At 71.3% G+C, this 19,642-nt stretch carries 13 protein-coding genes; 8 read left to right on the top strand and 5 right to left on the bottom strand.

Annotated features, from left to right (window positions below; all coding sequences use genetic code 11):
* Positions 1 to 89 precede the first annotated feature (89 nt).
* On the top strand, positions 90 to 1,214 hold the full coding sequence (locus tag OG390_RS31530; protein WP_399077084.1) for a GuaB3 family IMP dehydrogenase-related protein: 1,125 nt from the start codon (positions 90 to 92) through the stop codon (positions 1,212 to 1,214).
* A 73-nt stretch (positions 1,215 to 1,287) separates the two neighbouring features.
* Here the strand turns inward: OG390_RS31530 and OG390_RS31535 are convergent, their stop codons facing one another.
* Positions 1,288 to 1,872, bottom strand: coding sequence for a hypothetical protein (locus OG390_RS31535; protein ID WP_406172789.1), 585 nt, complete (start codon positions 1,870 to 1,872; stop codon positions 1,288 to 1,290).
* Positions 1,873 to 2,031: 159 nt separating this feature from the next.
* Positions 2,032 to 3,240 (bottom strand): nucleotide sugar dehydrogenase, encoded by a 1,209-nt coding sequence (locus OG390_RS31540; RefSeq protein WP_406172790.1) that lies wholly within the window; start codon positions 3,238 to 3,240, stop codon positions 2,032 to 2,034.
* A gap of 269 nt (positions 3,241 to 3,509) precedes the next feature.
* On the opposite strand from OG390_RS31540, the gene OG390_RS31545 reads away from it, so the two are divergent.
* Positions 3,510 to 5,216 carry a glycerol-3-phosphate dehydrogenase/oxidase gene (locus OG390_RS31545; protein ID WP_406172791.1) on the top strand — a complete coding sequence of 569 codons (1,707 nt, stop codon included), beginning with the start codon at positions 3,510 to 3,512 and terminating at the stop codon, positions 5,214 to 5,216.
* Between the two features lie 72 nt (positions 5,217 to 5,288).
* Here the strand turns inward: OG390_RS31545 and OG390_RS31550 are convergent, their stop codons facing one another.
* On the bottom strand, positions 5,289 to 6,365 hold the full coding sequence (locus OG390_RS31550; RefSeq protein WP_406172792.1) for a serine hydrolase domain-containing protein: 1,077 nt from the start codon (positions 6,363 to 6,365) through the stop codon (positions 5,289 to 5,291).
* 184 nt (positions 6,366 to 6,549) lie between these two features.
* On the opposite strand from OG390_RS31550, the gene OG390_RS31555 reads away from it, so the two are divergent.
* The 5 genes from OG390_RS31555 to OG390_RS31575 all read left to right on the top strand — a co-directional run bounded on the left by OG390_RS31555 (position 6,550) and on the right by OG390_RS31575 (position 17,627).
* Positions 6,550 to 8,730, top strand: coding sequence for a serine/threonine-protein kinase (locus OG390_RS31555; protein ID WP_406177943.1), 2,181 nt, complete (start codon positions 6,550 to 6,552; stop codon positions 8,728 to 8,730).
* 170 nt (positions 8,731 to 8,900) lie between these two features.
* Complete coding sequence (locus tag OG390_RS31560) at positions 8,901 to 12,194, top strand: protein kinase (RefSeq protein ID WP_406172793.1); 3,294 nt, start codon at positions 8,901 to 8,903, stop codon at positions 12,192 to 12,194.
* A 164-nt stretch (positions 12,195 to 12,358) separates the two neighbouring features.
* Positions 12,359 to 14,008 carry a protein kinase domain-containing protein gene (locus OG390_RS31565; protein WP_406177945.1) on the top strand — a complete coding sequence of 550 codons (1,650 nt, stop codon included), beginning with the start codon at positions 12,359 to 12,361 and terminating at the stop codon, positions 14,006 to 14,008.
* A gap of 68 nt (positions 14,009 to 14,076) precedes the next feature.
* Positions 14,077 to 15,702: a serine/threonine-protein kinase gene (locus OG390_RS31570; RefSeq protein ID WP_406172794.1), complete on the top strand. Its 1,626-nt coding sequence runs from the start codon at positions 14,077 to 14,079 to the stop codon at positions 15,700 to 15,702.
* Between the two features lie 206 nt (positions 15,703 to 15,908).
* Positions 15,909 to 17,627 carry a serine/threonine-protein kinase gene (locus OG390_RS31575; protein ID WP_406172795.1) on the top strand — a complete coding sequence of 573 codons (1,719 nt, stop codon included), beginning with the start codon at positions 15,909 to 15,911 and terminating at the stop codon, positions 17,625 to 17,627.
* 72 nt (positions 17,628 to 17,699) lie between these two features.
* Here the strand turns inward: OG390_RS31575 and OG390_RS31580 are convergent, their stop codons facing one another.
* Positions 17,700 to 17,999 (bottom strand): hypothetical protein, encoded by a 300-nt coding sequence (locus OG390_RS31580; protein ID WP_406172796.1) that lies wholly within the window; start codon positions 17,997 to 17,999, stop codon positions 17,700 to 17,702.
* Between OG390_RS31580 and OG390_RS31585 the strand changes: the two genes are divergently transcribed.
* Entirely contained in the window at positions 17,976 to 18,935 is a 960-nt protein-coding gene (locus OG390_RS31585; RefSeq protein ID WP_406172797.1) for an RHS repeat-associated core domain-containing protein, read from the top strand. The genes OG390_RS31580 and OG390_RS31585 overlap by 24 nt on opposite strands.
* Positions 18,936 to 18,988: 53 nt before the next feature.
* Here the strand turns inward: OG390_RS31585 and OG390_RS31590 are convergent, their stop codons facing one another.
* Positions 18,989 to 19,624: a hypothetical protein gene (locus OG390_RS31590; protein ID WP_406172798.1), complete on the bottom strand. Its 636-nt coding sequence runs from the start codon at positions 19,622 to 19,624 to the stop codon at positions 18,989 to 18,991.
* Positions 19,625 to 19,642: the final 18 nt, after the last annotated feature.

Raw genomic sequence — 19,642 nt, forward strand, 5'->3', positions numbered from 1 at the left:
AGGGCGGTCCCGGAGGTTCCGGGGCCGCCCTTGGCGTAGGCGTCGGGGATACTGGGAGGCGCAGAAGCGAAGAGGGAAAGGCCACACACGTGACTGAGATCGAGATCGGGCGCGGCAAGCGCGGCCGCCGGGCGTACGCCTTCGACGACATCGCCGTCGTCCCGAGCCGCCGTACGCGAGACCCGAAGGAGGTCTCGATCGCCTGGCAGATCGACGCCTACCGCTTCGAGCTGCCTTTCCTGGCCGCCCCGATGGACTCGGTCGTCTCCCCGGCCACCGCGATCCGCATCGGCGAGCTGGGCGGCCTGGGCGTCCTGAACCTCGAAGGCCTGTGGACGAGGTACGAGGACCCGCAGCCCCTGCTCGACGAGATCGCCGAGCTGGACGCGGACACCGCGACCCGCCGCCTCCAGGAGATCTACGCGGCTCCCATCAAGGAGGAGCTGATCGGGCAGCGCATCAAGGAGGTGCGCGACTCAGGCGTCGTCACCGCCGCGGCCCTGTCCCCACAGCGCACGGCGCAGTTCTCCAAGGCCGTCGTGGACGCGGGCGTGGACATCTTCGTCATCCGCGGTACGACGGTGTCGGCCGAGCACGTCTCCGGCGCCGCCGAGCCGCTGAACCTGAAGCAGTTCATCTACGAGCTGGACGTCCCGGTGATCGTCGGCGGCTGCGCCACGTACACCGCCGCCCTGCACCTGATGCGCACCGGCGCGGCCGGTGTCCTCGTCGGCTTCGGCGGCGGCGCCGCGCACACCACGCGCAACGTACTGGGCATCCAGGTCCCGATGGCCACCGCCGTCGCGGACGTCGCCGCGGCCCGCCGCGACTACATGGACGAGTCCGGCGGCCGGTATGTGCACGTGATCGCCGACGGCGGTGTCGGCTGGTCCGGCGACCTCCCCAAGGCGATCGCCTGCGGCGCCGACTCCGTGATGATGGGCTCCCCGCTGGCCCGTGCCACCGACGGGCCCGGCAAGGGCCACCACTGGGGCATGGAGGCGGTCAACGAGGAGCTGCCGCGCGGCAAGAAGGTCGACCTCGGCACCGTCGGCACCATCGAGGAGGTCCTCACCGGCCCCTCGCACACCCCCGACGGCTCCATGAACTTCTTCGGCGCTCTCCGCCGCGCCATGGCCACCACCGGCTACAGCGAGCTCAAGGAGTTCCAGCGCGTCGAGGTGACGGTCGCGGACTCGCAGCACAAGCGCTGACCCGCGTCCCGAATACGGAGAAAGGGCCCGTCCACCAAGTGGTGGACGGGCCCTTTCGCGTACCGCTTTGCGGTTACTGACCGGCCTTTCGCGTGCTCTGGAACGCCACGTACGCCGCGATCGCGAAGAAGACGAAGGTCAGCGGGTCGGCCTGGGCCTTCCAGGCCTCCTGGACCACGTCGAAGTGGTCGAAGAACAGCTCGCTGAAGCCGATGCCGACTTCCTTGGCGCCGATCATGGCCTCACCGACCAACTGGCCGATGTAGACCGAGCCCACCGACAGGATGACGCTGACGATCGGCAGGATCTGGTTGCGGCCGCCGAAGCGGCCCGCGGCGAGGCCGATCAGGAAGCCGACGCCGACGGCGGCCCAGCCGATCTCGTGCTTGGTGAGGCCGATGATGCCGCCGTAGACGCCCGCCGCGACCACGGCGGCAACGATGGCGGCGACAAGGCCGAGCCCGAGGTTGTCGCGCACCGGAGCGGCCGGGGCGACCGGGGCCACGGGGAAGCCCGGCTGGGGCGCGCCCTGCGGGGCACCCTGCTGCGGGAAGCCGGCGTTGGCGGCGCCCGGCTGCGGGGCGGGCGGCTGGCCGGGCTGGCCGGCGTACGGGTTGTCGACCGGCGGACCGGACGGCGGCGGAGTCGACTGACTCATGTGGTTCCCCCCAGGGACGTCAGCGCACGCGTGTGCGCCAGGGATGTAAGCGGATGCACGCGCACATCTGAGGCGCCCGGGACGCGGGCGCACTTGTGTGCGAGAGCTGCCGCACATTAGCAGGCCGGAGTGACAACCTGTGAGGAGATTTCGGGGAGGTCAGAGACGGTGCGCCGCCCCGGTCGGGGTCGCCCCCCGCGTGTCGAGCAGCAGTTGGGCCTTCACGGACAGCCCTTGCAGGTCGTAGGTGCGGTGCTGCTGGAGCAGGATCGTGAGGTCGGCGTCGGCCGCGGCCTCGTAGAGGGAGTCCGCGCGCGGGACGGGGTGACCGAGGACGCGCCAGGCCGGGACGTGCGGGTCGTGGTAGCTGACGGACGCGCCGAGTTCCATCAGGCGCAGCGCGATCTCGTGGGCGGGGGAGCCCTGCTGGTCGGCGAGGTCGGGCTTGTAGGTGACGCCGAGGAGGAGCACGCGCGCGGCGCGGGCCGACTTCCCGTGCTCGTTGAGGAGCGTGGCGGCGCGCTGAATGACGTACTGGGGCATGTGGTTGTTGACCTGCTGGGCCAGTTCGACCATCCGCAGAGTGCGCCCCGAGTGGCCGGTCAGGTCCTGGGGGATGCCGTGGCCGCCGACGCCGGGCCCCGGCCGGAACGCCTGGAAGCCGAACGGCTTGGTCTCGGCGCAGCGGATGACGTCCCACAGGTCGACGCCCAGGTCGTGGCAGAGCACGGCCATCTCGTTGACGAGGGCGATGTTGACGTGCCGGTAGTTGGTCTCCAGGAGCTGGACCGTTTCCGCTTCGCGTGGTCCACGCGCGCGTACCACCTTGTCGGTCAGGCGACCGTAGAAGGCGGCGGCCGACTCGGTGCACGCGGGGGTCAGACCGCCGATGACCTTGGGAGTGTTGGCGGGACCGAAGTCGCGGTTGCCGGGATCGACCCGGCTGGGTGAGTACGCGAGGTGGAAGTCGCGCCCCGCGCGCAGCCCGGAGCCCTTTTCGAGGAGCGGGCGGAGGAATTCCTCCGTGGTGCCGGGGTGCACGGGCGACTCCAGGATCACCGTGGTGTGCGGGCGCAGCCGCGCTGCCAGAGTGTGGGCGGCGGCCTCCACCTGGCTCAGATCGAGACCGCCGTCAGCGCCCCAGGGGGTCGGCGCGCAGATGACCGCGGTGCGTACGCGGCCGAGTTCGGCCGGGTTGGTGGTCGGCCGGAAGCCCCCCGAGAGCATCCGGCGCAGTTCTGCGGGGGTGAGGGAGCCGCCTTCCGGCCCCGTTTTGTAGCCGAGCGTGGGGATGCCGGCGGTGACGGCGGCCTGGGCCAGGGGCAGGCCGAGATGACCGAGTCCGATGACGGCGAGATCTGCGGGCATGGCGTGGGCCGTCCTTCCCAGTAACCGAAGCGGGACAGGTGCGCAAGCCCTGTGGACAGGATGGGCGAGCGCAATGTCAGACTAGGAGTAAATATGACCGATTTGCTGGATTGTTCGACCTTGATTCCTTGCGAGTCGCCGAAGTTGTCCACAGGCTGAGGGTGGACGGTGGCCGAAGGCGGGCAAGGCGGTCAGACTTTGAGGAGGGGGATGCGAGCCGGGCCCAGCCGGACAGGTGCGGCCGGCGCGACAGACAGCGGGAGGCAGCGGTGAGGACAGCGACACTGGGGCCGGCGGAACGCGCCGAGTCACTGGCGGGAATGGCCGAGCGCGAGCTGGATGTGCTGGTCGTCGGCGCGGGCGTGGTCGGTGCGGGTACGGCGCTCGACGCCGTGACACGCGGCCTGTCCACGGGCCTGGTCGAGGCGCGTGACTGGGCATCGGGCACGTCGAGCAGGTCCAGCAAACTGATCCACGGCGGCCTGCGCTATCTGGAGATGCTCGACTTCGCGCTGGTGCGCGAGGCCCTGAAGGAGCGTGGGCTGCTTCTCGGACGGCTCGCGCCGCACCTCGTCAAGCCCGTCCCGTTCCTCTACCCGCTCCAGCACAAGGGCTGGGAGCGGCTGTACGCGGGCACGGGCGTCGCCCTCTACGACGCCATGTCGATATCGAGCGGCCACGGACGCGGACTGCCCACACACCGTCATCTGACCCGCGGTCACGCCCTGCGCGTCGCTCCCGCCTTGAAGAAGGACGCGCTGGTCGGCGCCCTGCAGTACTACGACGCGCAAATGGACGACGCCCGCTATGTGGCCACTTTGGTGCGTACGGCGGCCGCGTACGGCGCGAAGGTCGCCAACCGCGCGCGGGTGACCGGCTTCCTGCGCGAGGGCGAACGCGTTGTCGGAGCCAAGGTGCAGGACGTCGAGGGCGGCGGGGAGTACGAGATCCGCGCCAAGCAGATCGTCAACGCCACGGGTGTGTGGACCGACGACACCCAGGCGATGGTGGGGGAACGGGGGCAGTTCCACGTACGGGCGTCCAAGGGCATACACCTGGTCGTGCCGAAGGACCGGATCAACTCCTCCACGGGCCTGATCCTGCGTACCGAGAAGTCCGTGCTGTTCGTGATCCCGTGGGGGCGCCACTGGATCATCGGCACCACCGACACCGACTGGGACCTCGACAAGGCCCACCCGGCGGCGTCCAGCGCGGACATCGACTATCTGCTCGAGCATGTGAACTCGGTGCTCTCGGTGCCGCTCACCCGCGACGACGTACAAGGCGTGTACGCGGGGCTGCGCCCGCTGCTGGCCGGAGAGTCCGAGGCCACCAGCAAGCTGTCGCGCGAGCACACCGTGGCCCATCCGGTGCCGGGGCTCGTGGTCGTGGCGGGCGGCAAGTACACGACGTACCGCGTGATGGCCAAGGACGCGGTGGACGAGGCGGTGCACGGCCTCGACCAGCGGGTCGCCGAGTGCGTCACCGAGGACATTCCGCTGATCGGCGCCGAGGGGTACCGGGCGATGTGGAACGCGCGAGCGCGGATCGCGCAGCGCACCGGGATCCATGTGGTCCGCGTGGAGCACCTGTTGAACCGGTACGGATCGCTTGCCGAGGAGGTTCTCGACCTCATCACCGACAACCCGTCCCTGGGCGAGCCCCTGCCGGCCGCCGAGGACTACCTCAGGGCGGAGATCGTCTACGCCGCCTCGCACGAGGGCGCCCGGCACCTGGACGACGTGCTGACCCGGCGCACCCGCATCTCGATCGAGACCTTCGACCGCGGCACGCGCAGCGCCCGCGAGGCCGCCGAGCTCATGGCGCCGGTCCTCGGCTGGGACAAGGACCAGATCGAGCGCGAGGTCGAGCACTACGAGAAGCGGGTCGAGGCCGAGCGGGAGTCCCAGCGTCAGCCGGACGACCTGACGGCGGACGCGGCGCGGCTGGGAGCCCCCGACATCGTGCCGCTGTAGCCGGCTCTGCCCACCCGGATGTCACTCGAACGGGTGTCGTGAGCTGGGATCTTTGCTCGGAACCCGTCCGTTCTACGAGGTGCGGGGGCAGAACTCGGCAGCGAGCAGCGCGGGTTCGAGGTCCGGATCTGCCATCCCGTCCGTGTTCACCCGGAAGGTGAGGACACGACGACCGTCGACGGTGGCCGCGGTGCGCACGTAGCTGCCGGAGATACGGCCGTTGTGCCCCCACACCGTGGTGCCGCACGGCAGCTTCACGGGAAACAGGCCCATGCCGTACGAGCCGTGTGCGGCACGGGTGTCGAGCATCTCGCGCAGCCGGCGCGAGGGCAGCAGATCGCCGCCGAGCAGGGCCGCGTAGAAGCGGTCCAGGTCGGCGAGCGTGCTGATGAGCTCACCCGCCGCGCCGGCCACGCGCGGGTCGAGTTCGGTGACGTCGGATCCGTCGGCGGCGTATGCGCGGCCGTGCGGCGAGGGCAGCGAGGTGCGGGCTCCGGGGAACGAGGTGCCGGTCAGACGGAGCGGAGTGATGATGCGGCGCTCGGCCTCGACGGCGTACGAGTGGCCGGTGATCTGCTCGACGACCATGCCGAGCAGTACGTAGTTGGTGTTCGAGTAGGCGAAGCGGCCGCGGTCGGCCGGGGGGTGGGTGAGCGCGATGCGTACGGCCTGAAGTGGGGTGACGGGGGTGGTGCCCTTGGTGTCCGCGGTGAAGTCGTACAGGCCGCTGGTGTGGGTGAGCAGGTCGTGCAGGGTCAGGCGGCGTCCGTCGTTGCCCGCGCCGCGCACCAGGCCGGGGAGGTGATCGTCCACGGAGTCGGACAGGGAGAGCAGGTGTTCGGCGGCGAGTTGCAGGACGACCGTCGCGATGAACGTTTTGGTGATGCTGCCCGCGCGAAAGTGGTCGGAGCGGGATATCCCGTCACCGGCACTGGCGAAGCGCGAGCCCGTCTCCTCGCGGGCCAGCAGGGCGGCTGCCGGGGCCTTGCCGCGGGTGACGAGAAGGGCGAGGGCGGCGTCCGAGGCCGGGGTGGCGGGGCCTTGGGAGGCGGCCGGGGTCAGGCCCAGCAAACCCGTCTGAGCCAAGCCGAGCAGCGCCAGGGAGAGGGGAATGGACAGAAGTGTCCGAGGTTTCCGGGGCGCAGGCATCGGCGGTCCTTCCTTGTCGCGGCCCATCATGCGGGATGGCGCTGTGCGAACACAGGGGCAGTCCCTGTCCGACGGGTGGCTCGCGGGCCGGCTGGTTGTCGCCTCTGGGGCCCCCTGGGCGCTGAGCGCTTGTCGGGTGAGGGACAATGAAGGCTCTGTCAGGGCGGGTTGCATGAGGGGACGCATGTCGGAGGCGGAGCGGGCGGGAGCATCCCGTCAGGACAAGAGCGAACGTCTCCTCGCCGGGCGCTACCGGTTGGGGGATGTTCTCGGCCGCGGCGGCATGGGCACCGTGTGGCGGGCCCAGGACGAGACCCTGGGCCGTACGGTCGCGGTCAAGGAGCTGCGGTTCCCGTCGAGCATCGACGAGGACGAGAAGCGGCGGCTGATCACGCGCACCCTGCGTGAGGCCAAGGCGATCGCGCGGATTCGCAACAACGCCGCGGTGACGGTCTTCGACGTGGTCGACGAGGACAACAGGCCGTGGATCGTGATGGAGCTCGTCGAGGGCAAGTCGCTCGCCGAGGTCATTCGCGAGGACGGCCTGCTCACGCCGAAGCGCGCGGCCGAGGTGGGGCTGGCGATTCTCGACGTGCTGCGTTCGGCACATCGCGAGGGCATCCTGCACCGCGACGTGAAGCCGTCGAACGTGCTGATCTCCGACGACGGCCGGGTCGTGCTGACCGACTTCGGTATCGCGCAGGTCGAGGGCGACCCGTCCATCACCTCGACCGGCATGCTGGTCGGCGCGCCCTCGTACATCTCGCCGGAGCGGGCGCGTGGCCACAAGCCCGGCCCGGCGGCCGACCTGTGGTCGCTGGGCGGTCTGTTGTACGCGTCGGTGGAGGGCGTACCTCCGTACGACAAGGGTTCCGCGATCGCGACGCTCACCGCGGTGATGACCGAGCCCGTGGAGCAGCCGAAGAACGCGGGACCGCTGGAGAACGTGATTTACGGGCTGCTCGCCAAGGACCCCGAGCAGCGGCTCGACGACGCGGGCGCGCGGGCGATGCTCAATGAGGTGCTGCGCGCGCCCGAGCCCAAGGAGACGGTGCCGGAGCCGGCGGACGCGACGAAGGTCGTGGCCTTGCCGCCGATGCCGGACGAGGTTGCGGGCAGGGGGAGTTCCGGCGGTTTTGGGGCCAAGCGGGGCGAAGAGGCGGCGGATCGGCTGCGCGGGGCGTTGCGTTCTGTGCGAAAGGCTGCCTCGGCGGCCGGGGCTGCCACGGCGGCGGCCACCGCGGCGGCGACGGCGCGCGCGAAGGCCGCCGGATCGGAGGCCTCCGGCCCGGCGGGCGGTGAGGGTGCGGGTTCCGCGGATGCGGGCGCTGCCAAGACGTCGTCGTCGGTGTCTCCCTCGGCGCCTTCGACGCCGTCGTCCTCCGTGCCGCCGCATTCGTTGCGGAAGGCTTCAGGGGCTGGTGCGGCTTCCTCCGGAAACGCGGGGGTTCGTGACAGTGCGTCGGTGAACTCCGGTTCGGCGGGTGTTACGGGCTCTGAGGGTGCCGCAGGTGCCGCGTGGTCGGCAGGGCGGGCCTCGGGATCGGGGTGGCCGGTGGCTCCGGAGCGGCCGCCGCGGCCGGTGCCCCGGGCGCCGCTCACGGATGTGGTGCCGCGGCGGACGTTGGTGATCATCGCGGTGGTGGTGGCGCTGGCCGTGCTCGGCACCGTGCTGGCGCTCACGCTCGGCGGCGGGGACGACGGCGGGTCGAAGGACAACAAGAGCGGCGGCACCAAGGCGGCCGCGTCCAGCGGGGCAACCACCGGAAGCGGCGGCAAGGGCAGCAGCGACGACGCCCACACGGACAGTGGTGACAAGACGGGCGCCACCTCGGGTCCCGGCCCGGAGAAGACCGCGAACGCCACGGCGAGCGCGGGTGCCAGTGCGAGCGCGTCGAGCGGTGCGGACAACGGCGGCAAGGAGTCGGACTCCACCGACGTGTCCACGTACAAGGGCGGTCAGGGGTTCTCGATCGGGCTGCCGAAGGGGTGGAAGTACCAGTCCACGGACTCCGGGGGAGCCCGGTTCACCGGCCCCGACGGGCAGAAGCTCCTGATCGGCTGGACCACCACGCCCAAGGACGACCCGGTCGCGGACTGGAAGAACCAGGAGCGGTACATGACGCGCTCGCAGTACACGCGGGTGCGCATCGAGAAGGTGGACTACCGCGACTGGAACACGGCCGACTGGGAGTTCACCTACACGGACGGTGGCACCAAGTACCGGTCGATCGACCGGGGATTCGTCGTCAACTCGCATCAGGGATACGCGCTGATGTACACGGCGAAAGCGTCCAACTGGGACAGCGGGCTGCGCAAGGACACGTGGAGGACGCTGACCAAGACGTTCCAGCCGAAGTCGTGACGTACCGCTCGCCGATGTGACGTTCCGCCACGGATGGGGGCCCTGAGATCTCGCATCCCCACTTTGCGGGTTGCCTCCGGCACGTATCGTGAGTGGTTGCGGACCGTACGAAGCCATAACGGAACGCAAGGCGAACGGAATTGACCAACCGGTCGGCTGGGGGAGGCATCGTGGACGACTATGCGGGACGGGTACTGGCCGACCGCTACCGCCTGCCGCTGCCGCCGTCCGACGAGTACGAACTCGCCGAGACCCGGGCCTTCGACACCTACAGCGGCCAGGAAGTCCTGGTACGGCAGGTGCCGTTGCCGGAGGTCGTCGAGGCCGAGGTGCTCGACGCGGACGGGTTGCCCGAGGGGTTCGTGGCGCGCGACGGCGGGGTCCGGCGGCCGTCCGCGCGGACCACGCGCCGCCCCACCGAACCGGCCGTGCGCCGGGCGATCGAGGCCGCCCAGGCCGCCGCGCAGATCCCCGACCATCCCCGGCTCGACCAGGTCTTCGACGTGTTCGCCGAGGGCGGTTCGCTGTGGATAGTGAGCGAGTTGGTGCCCGCGAGGCCGCTGGCCGCGCTGCTCACCGAGAAGCCGCTGAGCCCCTATCGGGCCGCCGAGGTCGCCTCCGACGTCCTCACCGCGCTGCGGGTGCTGCACGCGCACGGGTGGGTGCACCGGAACATCACCGTACGCACGGTGCTCGTCTGTGACGACGGCCGAGTGATGCTCACCGGCCTGGCGGCCGGGGCCGCGGAGGAGGCGCTGTGCGGGTACGACCCCGTACCGGCCCGGGAGGACGTCGGGACTGAGCGCGGGGGAGCAGTCGGGGCCGGCTCCGGTGGTGGCACCGGGCAGGCGGGGCAGGGCGGTTCGCCCGGCGTGGGCGGGAGTGTTCCGCGCGGTAATGGGCCCGGCGGGCCCAGCGGTGCCGGAGCCCGGGGCCCGAGTGGGACGGGGTTCGGCGGCGGTGGTGCGCATGGCGTGGCCGTGGCGGCCACGGCGCCGGGCGCCGATCCGGAAGCCGCGCGGCGGGCGGCGATCGAGGCCCGGGCGGAGCGGGGGACGCCCGATCCGGGGACGCCCGCCGGAGGCGCGGCGGGCGTGGGCCGACGTGCGCTTGAACCAGGGGGCACAGATGGGTCGGGCGGCACGGCGGGCGCCGGGGGCGACATCCGCGCGGCACGCGCCGGGGCCATCGCCGCGTACCGCGCCGGAGCGCGCGCCGCCGCCCGCGTACAGGAAGAGCAACGGAGCAACCAGGTCGCGCTGCCCGCGCCCCGGCCCTCGACACCGGCTGAACACGCCGCCGACGCTTCGGCACCCGCGGCCCGGGCGCCCGGACACGACGGCTCGCCCCTGCTGCCCGGGCAGGACGGTTCGCCCCAGGTCTCCGGGCACGGCGGCGTACCCCAGGTCACCGGCTACAGCGGCCCGCCCCAGCTGCCGGGTGCTTCCGCACCCGCGGGCCGGGCTCCCGGACACGGTGGCTCGCCCCTGCTGCCCGGGCAGGACGGTTCGCCCCAGGTCTCCGGGCACGGCGGCGTACCCCAGGTCACCGGCTACAGCGGCCCGCCCCAGCTGCCGGGTGCTTCCGCACCCGCGGGCCGGGCTCCCGGACACGGTGGCTCGCCCCTGCTGCCCGGGCAGGACGGTTCGCCCCAGGTCTCCGGGCACGGCGGCGTACCCCAGGTCACCGGCTACAGCGGCCCGCCCCAGCTGCCGGGTGCTTCCGCACCCGCGGGCCGGGCGCCCGGACACGACGGCTCGCCCCTGCTGCCCGGGCAGGACGGTTCGCCCCAGGTCTCCGGGCACGGCGGCGTACCCCAGGTCACCGGCTACAGCGGCCCGCCCCAGCTGCCGGGTCACGGCGTCGAGCAGCGCCCCCACACCGCGCCCCCGGGCCAGATAGCCGACCCGTACGGGGTCGGGGGCGACACCAGCTGGCATGGCGCCCAGCCGCGTACCGGAGCCCCTGGCAGTGACCATGGGCAAGGGCGTGCCGCGCTCCCCGGCGGCGTGAACGGCGCCTCGGCCGGCGGAAACGGCATCCCGGCGCTCGAGTCCGGGCAGCAGCCCGCCGGCGGGCGCGGCGGTCCCGGAGCCCCGGCGGCCGTCGGCGGTCCGGACAACGCACCTGGACAGGCCGGCCGTTGGGACGAGCTCGTCGCCGGGGCTCCGCCGCGCCGGGGGCCCAGCACCGCCCTCGCCGCGGAGCGGGCCCGACATGCGCGGATGGCCGTGGTGGGACCCGTGACCGAGCGATGGGCGCCGGAGCAGGCCCACCCGGTGCAGGAGAACTGGCAGTTGGCGGCGCCGATCGGGCCCGCGACCGACCTGTGGGCGCTGGGCGCGCTGCTCTTCCGAGCCGTTCAGGGACATGCTCCCTACCCGGAGGAGAACACCGCCGAGCTGGTGCAGTTGGTGTGCGCGGAGCCGCCCGCGTTCGCCGAGGAATGCGGGCCGCTCCGGCCGGTCGTGGAGTCGCTGCTGCGCCAGGACCCCACCGAGCGACTCGAATTCGAGGAACTGCGCGGCTGGCTGCGCTCCCTCGTGCGGTCCGCGCCGGAGCCCGAGGCCGGGGCCCATGTCGTGGCGGCGCCCCCCGTCGACCCGAGCCGGCTGCCGATCGTACGGCGCCGGGGCGAGCTCGTCCGCAGGCGCCGCGCCGGGCTGCCGGCGACCAGCCCGCACGCCCGCCACAAGCGCGCCAAGCAGGAGAAGCCGGCCAAGCCCCGCCGGCTGGGCCGCAATCTGGTCCTGCTGGTCCTGCTTCTGCTGGCCGCGGCGATCACGTACGCCATGGTCTTCATGCCGAAGGCCGAGTCGAGCAGCGGCCGCGGCAGCGGTACGGACGGCGATCGGACCGGTGCGGCCGGAGACGTCGGCCCCGCCCCCGACACCGGCGGGGACAGCAAGGCGAGCAGTGAACCGCGGCCCGACCAGACCTCTCCGGCGGAGGACAAGAGCCCCTCCGGATCGTCCAGTTCGACGACGTCGCAGTCCGGGGACCCCGATGTCGCCCAGGGGTTCAAGCTGCGCAAGGATTCCGAGGGCTTCCGCGTCGCGGTCGCCGACGGCTGGGACCGTACGCCGAAGAACGGCAGTGGCCAGGTCGTGTACTCCCACGGGGACTTCGAGCTCATCGTCGTACCCGGCCGGGACAGCGCGGCGACGTACGGCAGCGATCCGATGACGTATCAGCGGGAGAACGAGAAGGAGTTGCAGCCCTTCCGGGACTCGACCTGGGCCACGTCCAGCGGGATGCGGCGGATCGACGTGGGCGGGCGGACCATGGCCGAGGGGCAGTTCACCTGGCAGGACTCCGCGGGGCGCTCGCTGTACGTGCGCAACCTCGCGATCCTCGCCGGCGGGCGCTACCACGTGGTGCAACTGCGCGGCCCGGAAGCCGAACGTGACGAGGTGACACGCCTGTACGAGCAGGCTTCGGCGACGTATCAGGTCACCGGCTGAGCCTTTCACCGTGCCATCCGGCCCTGAACACCGAATGGTTCCCTCCCGTACTCGGAAGGGAGAACCGTCACAGTGCGGTCTCCGTACGACCCCGCCGGTTCCCTGCGCGGGGGCCGCTCTTTAGTCTGACCCTGTCAAGACCATTGCGGGGAAACGTGAATCAGATGCAGGGCCTGCTCCTCGCGGGCCGCTACCGGCTTGTCGACACCATCGGCAGCGGTGGCATGGGCCGGGTGTGGCGCGCTCATGACGAGGTGCTGCACCGCGCGGTCGCGGTCAAAGAACTGACCGCCGCGCTCTATGTCGCCGAGGGCGACCTGGCCCGGTTGCTCGCCCGCACCCATGCCGAGGCGCGAGCCGCCGCCCGGATCAACCACTCGGCCGTCGTCACCGTGCACGACGTCCTGGAGCACGACAACCGGCCGTGGATCGTCATGGAGCTGGTCGAGGGCAACTCACTGGCCGACGAGGTCAAGGAGCAGGGGCGCGTCGAACCGGCCGAGGCGGCGCGTATCGGCCTGTGGGTGCTGCGCGCGCTGCGGGCCGCGCACGCCGCCGGTGTGCTGCACCGTGACGTGAAGCCCGGGAACGTACTCCTCTCCGCCGACCGGCGTGTGCTGCTCACCGACTTCGGGATCGCCCAGGTCGAGGGCGATACGACCATCACGCGCACCGGCGAGATCGTCGGCTCGGTCGACTACCTCGCGCCCGAGCGGGTGCGCGGCCACGATCCGGGGCCCTCGTCCGACCTGTGGGCCCTCGGCGCCACCCTGTACACGGCGGTGGAGGGACGGTCGCCGTTCCGGCGCACCTCGCCCCTGACCACCATGCAGGCCGTGGTCGACGAGGAGCCGGCGGCGCCGCAGCATGCCGGTCCGCTGGAGCCCGTCATCACCGCGCTGCTGTGCAAGGATCCCGCCGGACGGCCCGACGCGGCCGAGGCGGAGCAGATGCTCGCGGAGGCCGCGGAGGGGCGGCGCCCCACGGCGGCACAGGCGTATGTGCCGACGCAACATGTGGACACGGCCGTTACGCAGGGCCCGGGCCGCGGCGGACCGGGCCAAGCTCATGGGGTGACCGCATATGTGCCGGCGCCCCATAGGGGCCCGGGCGCAACCATGCATCAGCCCCTGCCCACCGCCGGTCCCATGCCGAGGAAGCGTCGCCGCGGCCGCACGATCGCGCTCGTCGTGGTCATGGCCGCGCTCGTCGGCGGTGGTGGCGCCGCGGCCATGAAGTACGCGGACGACTGGCGGAAGGACGCCGGTTCCTCCACCGGCAGCACGGTCGGGAGCGGCCAGAAGGACACACAGGACGGCACGAAGAGCGCGCAGCCGACGGCAGAAGGGGCCGTCCCCAGCAGCTGGGTGCGCGTCGACGACGTCGATGGCTTCAGCCTCGCCCTGCCCAGTAAGAGCTGGAAGCGGCAGGCCAACGGCACCCAGGTCGACTACACGCCCGACGGCGGCAAGCACTTCGTACGCATCGCGGTGGACGACTCGCCCGACTTCGACAACCCGTACATGCACCAGCTTGACCTCGAGCAGCAGTTGACGAAGCTGGCCGACTACAAGCGGGTGAGCCTGCAGTCCAACACCTTCCGGGACTGCCACGGTTCGCTGTGGGACTTCACCTGGACCGCGCTGCCGAAGCAGACGCCGTTCCCGGGGCAGCGCCGGGCGATCGAGCAGACGTATCTCGACCGTGACGGCGTCGAGTACGCGATCTACATGTCGGCGCCCGCGACGGACTGGGACACCGCACGTCAGCAGTTCGACGCGATCCTGCGCGGCTGGCGTCCCAAGGCCGGGTAAGGCCGGATAACAGCCACCGCGGAGCCGGGGCCCGGAGGGTCTGCGTCCGGTGCGGCATGATGGGGCCCATGGGGACCGAGGGGGAGAACGTCCGGGTGCTCGCAGGCCGTTACCGGCTGGAGGCCAGGATCGGGCGGGGCGGCATGGGCGTCGTATGGCGCGCCACCGACCAACTGCTGAGCCGCCGGGTCGCGGTGAAGGAACTCACGGTCGACGACTCGCTCTCGGAGGACGAGGCCCGGCAGCAGCGCGACCGCACCCTGCGCGAGGCCCGCGCCGTCGCGCAGCTGCACCACCCGCACATCATCGTCGTGCACGACGTGGTCGTGGACGACGAACGGCCGTACATCGTCATGGAGTTGATCGACGGCGGCTCGCTCGCCGAACGGATCTCCAGCAGGGGACCTGTCGACGCGCGCGAGGCCGCCCGCATCGGCATCGACCTGCTGGGCGCGCTGCGCCGCGCGCACGACGCGGGCGTTCTGCACAGGGACCTCAAGCCCGCCAACGTCCTGATGGAGGCGGGCACCGACCGTGTCGTCCTCACCGACTTCGGCATCGCCCAGGTCGCGGGCGCGACGACGCTCACCGAGAGCGGGGCGTTCGTCGGCTCACCCGAATACACCGCGCCCGAGCGGATGTCCGGGGTCAGGACGGGCCCGGAGTCCGACCTGTGGTCGCTGGGCGCGCTGCTGTGCACCATCCTGAGTGGCGAATCGCCGTTCCGTCGGGATTCGTTGGGCGGCATCCTGCACGCGGTCGTCGTCGACGAGATCCGTCCGCCCGCCCAGGCCGCGCCGCTGCTGCCCGTCGTACGGGGGCTGCTGGAACGCGATCCCGAGCGGCGGCTCGACGCGGGGGAGGCGGAGCGGATGCTGCGCGCCTTTTGGGACACGGGCCGTACGCCACGGCTGCAAACCCCCTACACGCCCACGCAGCGCGACGTACCGAGGCCGAAGCCCGTGCCCTCGCCGCCACCGCCTCCTGCCGCCGTGCCGGAGCGCCCGCCGAAGCCCTCCACGCGAGGCGTCCTCGTCGCCGCCGCACTGGTCGCGGCGATGGCCGGGGCGGGGGTGTCGGCGGCGGCGCTGCTGATGAACGACGGCGGGGGCGGTACGCCGTCCCCAACGAGTACGTCGCGGTCCACGGCGGGTACGTCGGCGAGCGCGTCGAAGCCGACGCCGGCTCCCGCGAGCCCCGCGCCCACCGTCACCGTGACCCGGCAGCAGACACCGACCACAACCGGTCGCAAGGCGCCTTCGGGCTACCGCCTCGCACCGGATCCGAACGGCTTCTCGCTCGCCGTGCCCGACGACTTCACGCGCGATCCGCAGGGCGAGCGCGTCTTCTACATGTCACCGGGGCAGACCTTCCGCATCGGCATCAAGGTCGCCGATCCCGAGACGGGCGGGCCGCTCGCGGTGATGCGCCGGGCGGACACCGAGGGACCCTCCACGAACCCGGGCTACCGCGACGGCACCGTCACGAGCACCACGCACAACGGACGGCCCGCCGCGCTCTGGGAGTTCACCTGGAACGGCTTCAGCAAGGCGGAGGGCGCACGGCACACGTACGACGTGTGCTGGGAGGAGGGCGGCCGGATGTACGACGTGTGGGTCTCGGCGCCGGTCGGGAAGGTGACGGAGGCGAAGGAGTACTTCGACGTGGCGGTGGACACGTTCGTGGCGTCGTGAGCGGGTGCCCACGTACGAGCGGGTGCCCTCGTACGGTCGTGGGCGGGCACCTTCGTGCGGTCCTGGGCTGGCACCTTCGTGCGGTCCTGGGCTGGCACCGTCGTACGCACGTAATCGGCGTACAAGAGGCGGCCCGCGTCACGGGTCTGTGACCGGAGAGCGATCGGGCTGGAAGCCGAACCGCTTGCCGCGATAGAGATGGACCTATGAGCAACAACGGGGGAGCCCCTTACGGGTCCGACGAGCCAACCAGTTTCGGTCTGCAACCGCCGCGGCCGGGTGTGCCCGCGCAGCAGTCGGGGGTGCCCGCACAGCAGTCGGGCGGGTCGGCACAACAGTCGGGCGTGCCTTCGCAGCAGCCCGGCGTCCCGTATCCGGGCAATCCCTATGCCGCACCCACCCAGGTCGTGCCCGAGCGAGAGGCACAGGACCCGGGAGCCGGACGACTGATCGCCGGCCGTTACCGACTCCTCTCCAAGCTCGGCCACGGTGGCATGGGCACCGTCTGGCGGGCCAAGGACGAGACGGTGGACCGTGAGGTCGCCGTCAAGGAGCCGCGCGTTCCGGACCATCTTCCCGAGCGTGAACGCGCCAACGCCTTCGAGCGGATGCGACGCGAGGCGCGTGCGGCGGCGCGGCTCGACCACCCCGCGGTCGTGAACGTCCACGACGTCGCGGTGGTGGACGGACAGCCCTGGATCGTCATGGAACTGGTGCAGGGCCGCTCGCTGGGCGTCGCCCTCCAGGAGGGCACGCTCGACGTCCGCGAGGCCGCGCGCGTCGGTCTGGAGGTCCTCGGCGCCCTGGAGGCCGCCCATGCGGCAGGAATCCTGCACCGGGACGTCAAGCCCGACAACGTCCTGCTCGGGCGCCACGACCGTGTCGTCCTCACCGACTTCGGCATCGCCCAGATCGAGGGCGAGACGAATCTGACGGACACCGGCGGCTTCGTCGGATCGCCCGAGTACATCGCCCCGGAGCGGGTGCTGGGCCAGCGGCCCGGCCCGGCTTCCGACCTCTGGTCGCTCGGCGTGGTGCTCTACGCGGCGAGCGAGGGCGTCTCCCCGTTCCGCCGCAGCAACACGCCCGCCACGCTCCAGTCGGTCCTCAACTCCACGCCCGCGCCACCCGCGTCGGCGAACGGCTCGCTCGCGGAGGTGATCAACGGCCTGCTCGACAAGGACCCGTCCCGGCGCCCCGACGCGACCCGGGTCCGCCGTCTCCTGGAGGCGGCCGCGCAGCCGCCGGCACCGGCGCCGACGCAGGTCGTGCAGATCGCGGGACCGGGCGGCAAGGGGCTGCCGGTCGGCCGCAAGACCCTGTTCGGCCTCGGCGCGGCGGTCGTCGCGGCGGCGGTGGCGGCGTACCTGGTGATCGCGAACCCCTTCGCGGGCCCGCTGCCGGACGGCTGGAAGAAGCGGCAGGAGAAGGCGCTGGGCGCGACGCTGGCCGTGCCGGCGGATTACCAGGTGGGCAGGCCCGAGAAGGACGCCACGGGCAAGGACAAGAACTGGGTGACGTACACCGACTGGAGCGGCAGCATCTGGATCGGCCTGAACCTCGCAAAGAAGTCCGAGGACACCAGCCACGAGATCAAGGGCTCCGCGAGCGCCGAAATGTACGCCGACGACGGCGAGTTCAAGGACAGCGGCGCGTACGAGCTGAGCATGCCCGAGAACCCGAACACGACCCCGGACAGGGAGGCGACGTACCACGGCAAGGAGGCCGCCGAGAACACGGTCGTCTACACGACCACCGACAGCCAGAACCCCCGCCCCCGCGAACTGAAGATCTTCTACTACAAGTCCGCGGCGGGGGACATGTACAAGCTCACGATCAGCTACCCGGGCAAGGGCGACTTCACGGCCCGGGGCCGTGAAGTCGCCAACGCGGCGATCGCGAACTTGGACATCGACAAGCTGTGAGGCCACCTCCGGGGAGGGGGCCCAGGAGGGTGCCTCAGGTTTTGGGCTGGGCGCCGAGGCAGGGGCTGGGGCTCAGGCGAGCTTGGCGGCCTGCCCCTTGATGATCTCCGCGGGTATGTCGTAGTCACCGGCGTCGGCGCCGTCCTCGCCGGAGAAGGCCGCCAGGCTGAAGGCGTAGTACGTGGCGATCGTGTTGCCGTGCCGTATGACCTCGGCGTGCACGACGACGTCATCACCGTCCGCGTCCCCAGTCGCCGCGAAGGCCACGGACTCGTCACCGGTGCCGGACGCCTTCTCGGCCGCGACCTTGGTGAACTTCTCGGTGCCGCCCTCGCACCGCCCTTCGGCGTGACAGTGAACCCGCTCGCGCACCCCTTGATCGCGTCGGAGACCGAGGACATGGTCTCCTGGGCGCCCTCACCCTCGTACGACGAGAGCGAGACGATCGTCACCGTCTGCCCGAGGGCATCGGTGATCGACTTCATCGCGTCCTCGAACTCCTCCACGGGCCTGACCACGCTGGGGGCACGCGAGTACGACCCGGACACCGGCCGCTTCATCTCGGCCGACCCGATCGTCGACTACACAGACCCGCAGCAGATCAACGGCTACGCCTACGCCAACAACAGCCCCGTCAGTTTCAGTGACGCGTCGAGTCTGCGGCTCGCGGACTGCGTGGGCGGATGGAACGAGTGCGGACCGGGGCCGTCGAAGCACCGGGGGGCGGTCGCTGACACCCCCGACTACGGCGCGACGTACACGCCCGCCCAGCAGAAGGCGGACGAAGCCCGCGCGAAGGAGGACGCGGCCAAGCAGCGCGCGATCGCCATCGCCAAGGAACTCGGCAAGATCATCGCCGACGAGCTGGGCATCAAGGACGCGCTGGACTGCTTCACCACGGGGAGTCTCGGCTCCTGCGGAGCGACCGCGGTCAACATCGTCTCCTCACTTGTGAGCGGTGGCCCGGTTGGCCGGCTGGTGTCGAAGTACTGGTACCGGGTGGACAAGGCGTATGCGCTGGGGAAGCGGATCGTCGGGCTGGGCAAGAAGCTCTACAGGGTCAAGGACTGGCGCAAGGGGAAGAAGGCCGCGGAGGCGGCCGAGAAGGTCGCCAAGGAGTGCAACAGCTTTACACCCGACACCAGGGTGCTGATGGCCGACGGCACCACGAAGAAGATCAAGGACGTCGACATCGGCGACAAGGTCGTGGCCACCGACCCTGAAACCGGCAAGACCAAGACCGAGACGGTCACCGTAGTTGACGGCAACGTCAGCGAACAGGTGCTGCAGAGGGGGAGCCCGTCGTAGGTGGGTGCGACCGCCCGCCAGTCATCTAAAGGTCTTGCAAAGGCGGCGAGGATTCATCCTGCTGTGAACAGATCCTCTGCCGCCGAAACCGTCAGGGACCGGTCGAACCAGGTGCCGAGGGTGTCCAGGTCGGTGCAGGTGGTGATGCGCTCGCGGACGGGTTCGGGGACGTCGATGCCGCGGAGGGTGAAGATGCGGAGGATGTCCTCGGCGCGGCTTCGGGCCTCGCCTTCGGCGCGGCCTTCGGCGAGGCCCTTGAGTCGGGTTTCCTCGATGAGGGTGCCGCTGCCGGGGAAGCGGCTGGCGCGCATGGTCATCAGGTGCCTCCAGAGTGCGCAGGCCTGAGTGTTGCCCAGGCCGATCTCGGTGAATTCCGCCCAGTCCGCCGCGGTCTCGCCGCCGACGTTGGCCAGTGCCGTCGCCAGCGTTTCCAGTATCGCAGGGAGGGCCGGGTCCTTGGCGTGGGTGAGAGCGGAGAAGACCGACAGGGGCAGGTCCTGGGCCGCCTCGTCCGGGTCGATGATGGCGGGGAGATTGTCGGGGCCCAGGACCAGCGGGAACACCGCCACGCTGGTGTGGACCGGCAGGCCGATGCGGATCGGGTTCGCCGCCCAGGACGCCGTGCCCTTGTCCTGGCACACCACCAGCAGGATCGGGGGCAGTTCGTACTTGGCGTAGAGATGTGCCAAGTAGTACGTCCAACTACT

The sequence above is a fragment of the Streptomyces sp. NBC_00996 genome (assembly GCF_045162675.1).
Taxonomy (GTDB): domain Bacteria; phylum Actinomycetota; class Actinomycetes; order Streptomycetales; family Streptomycetaceae; genus Streptomyces.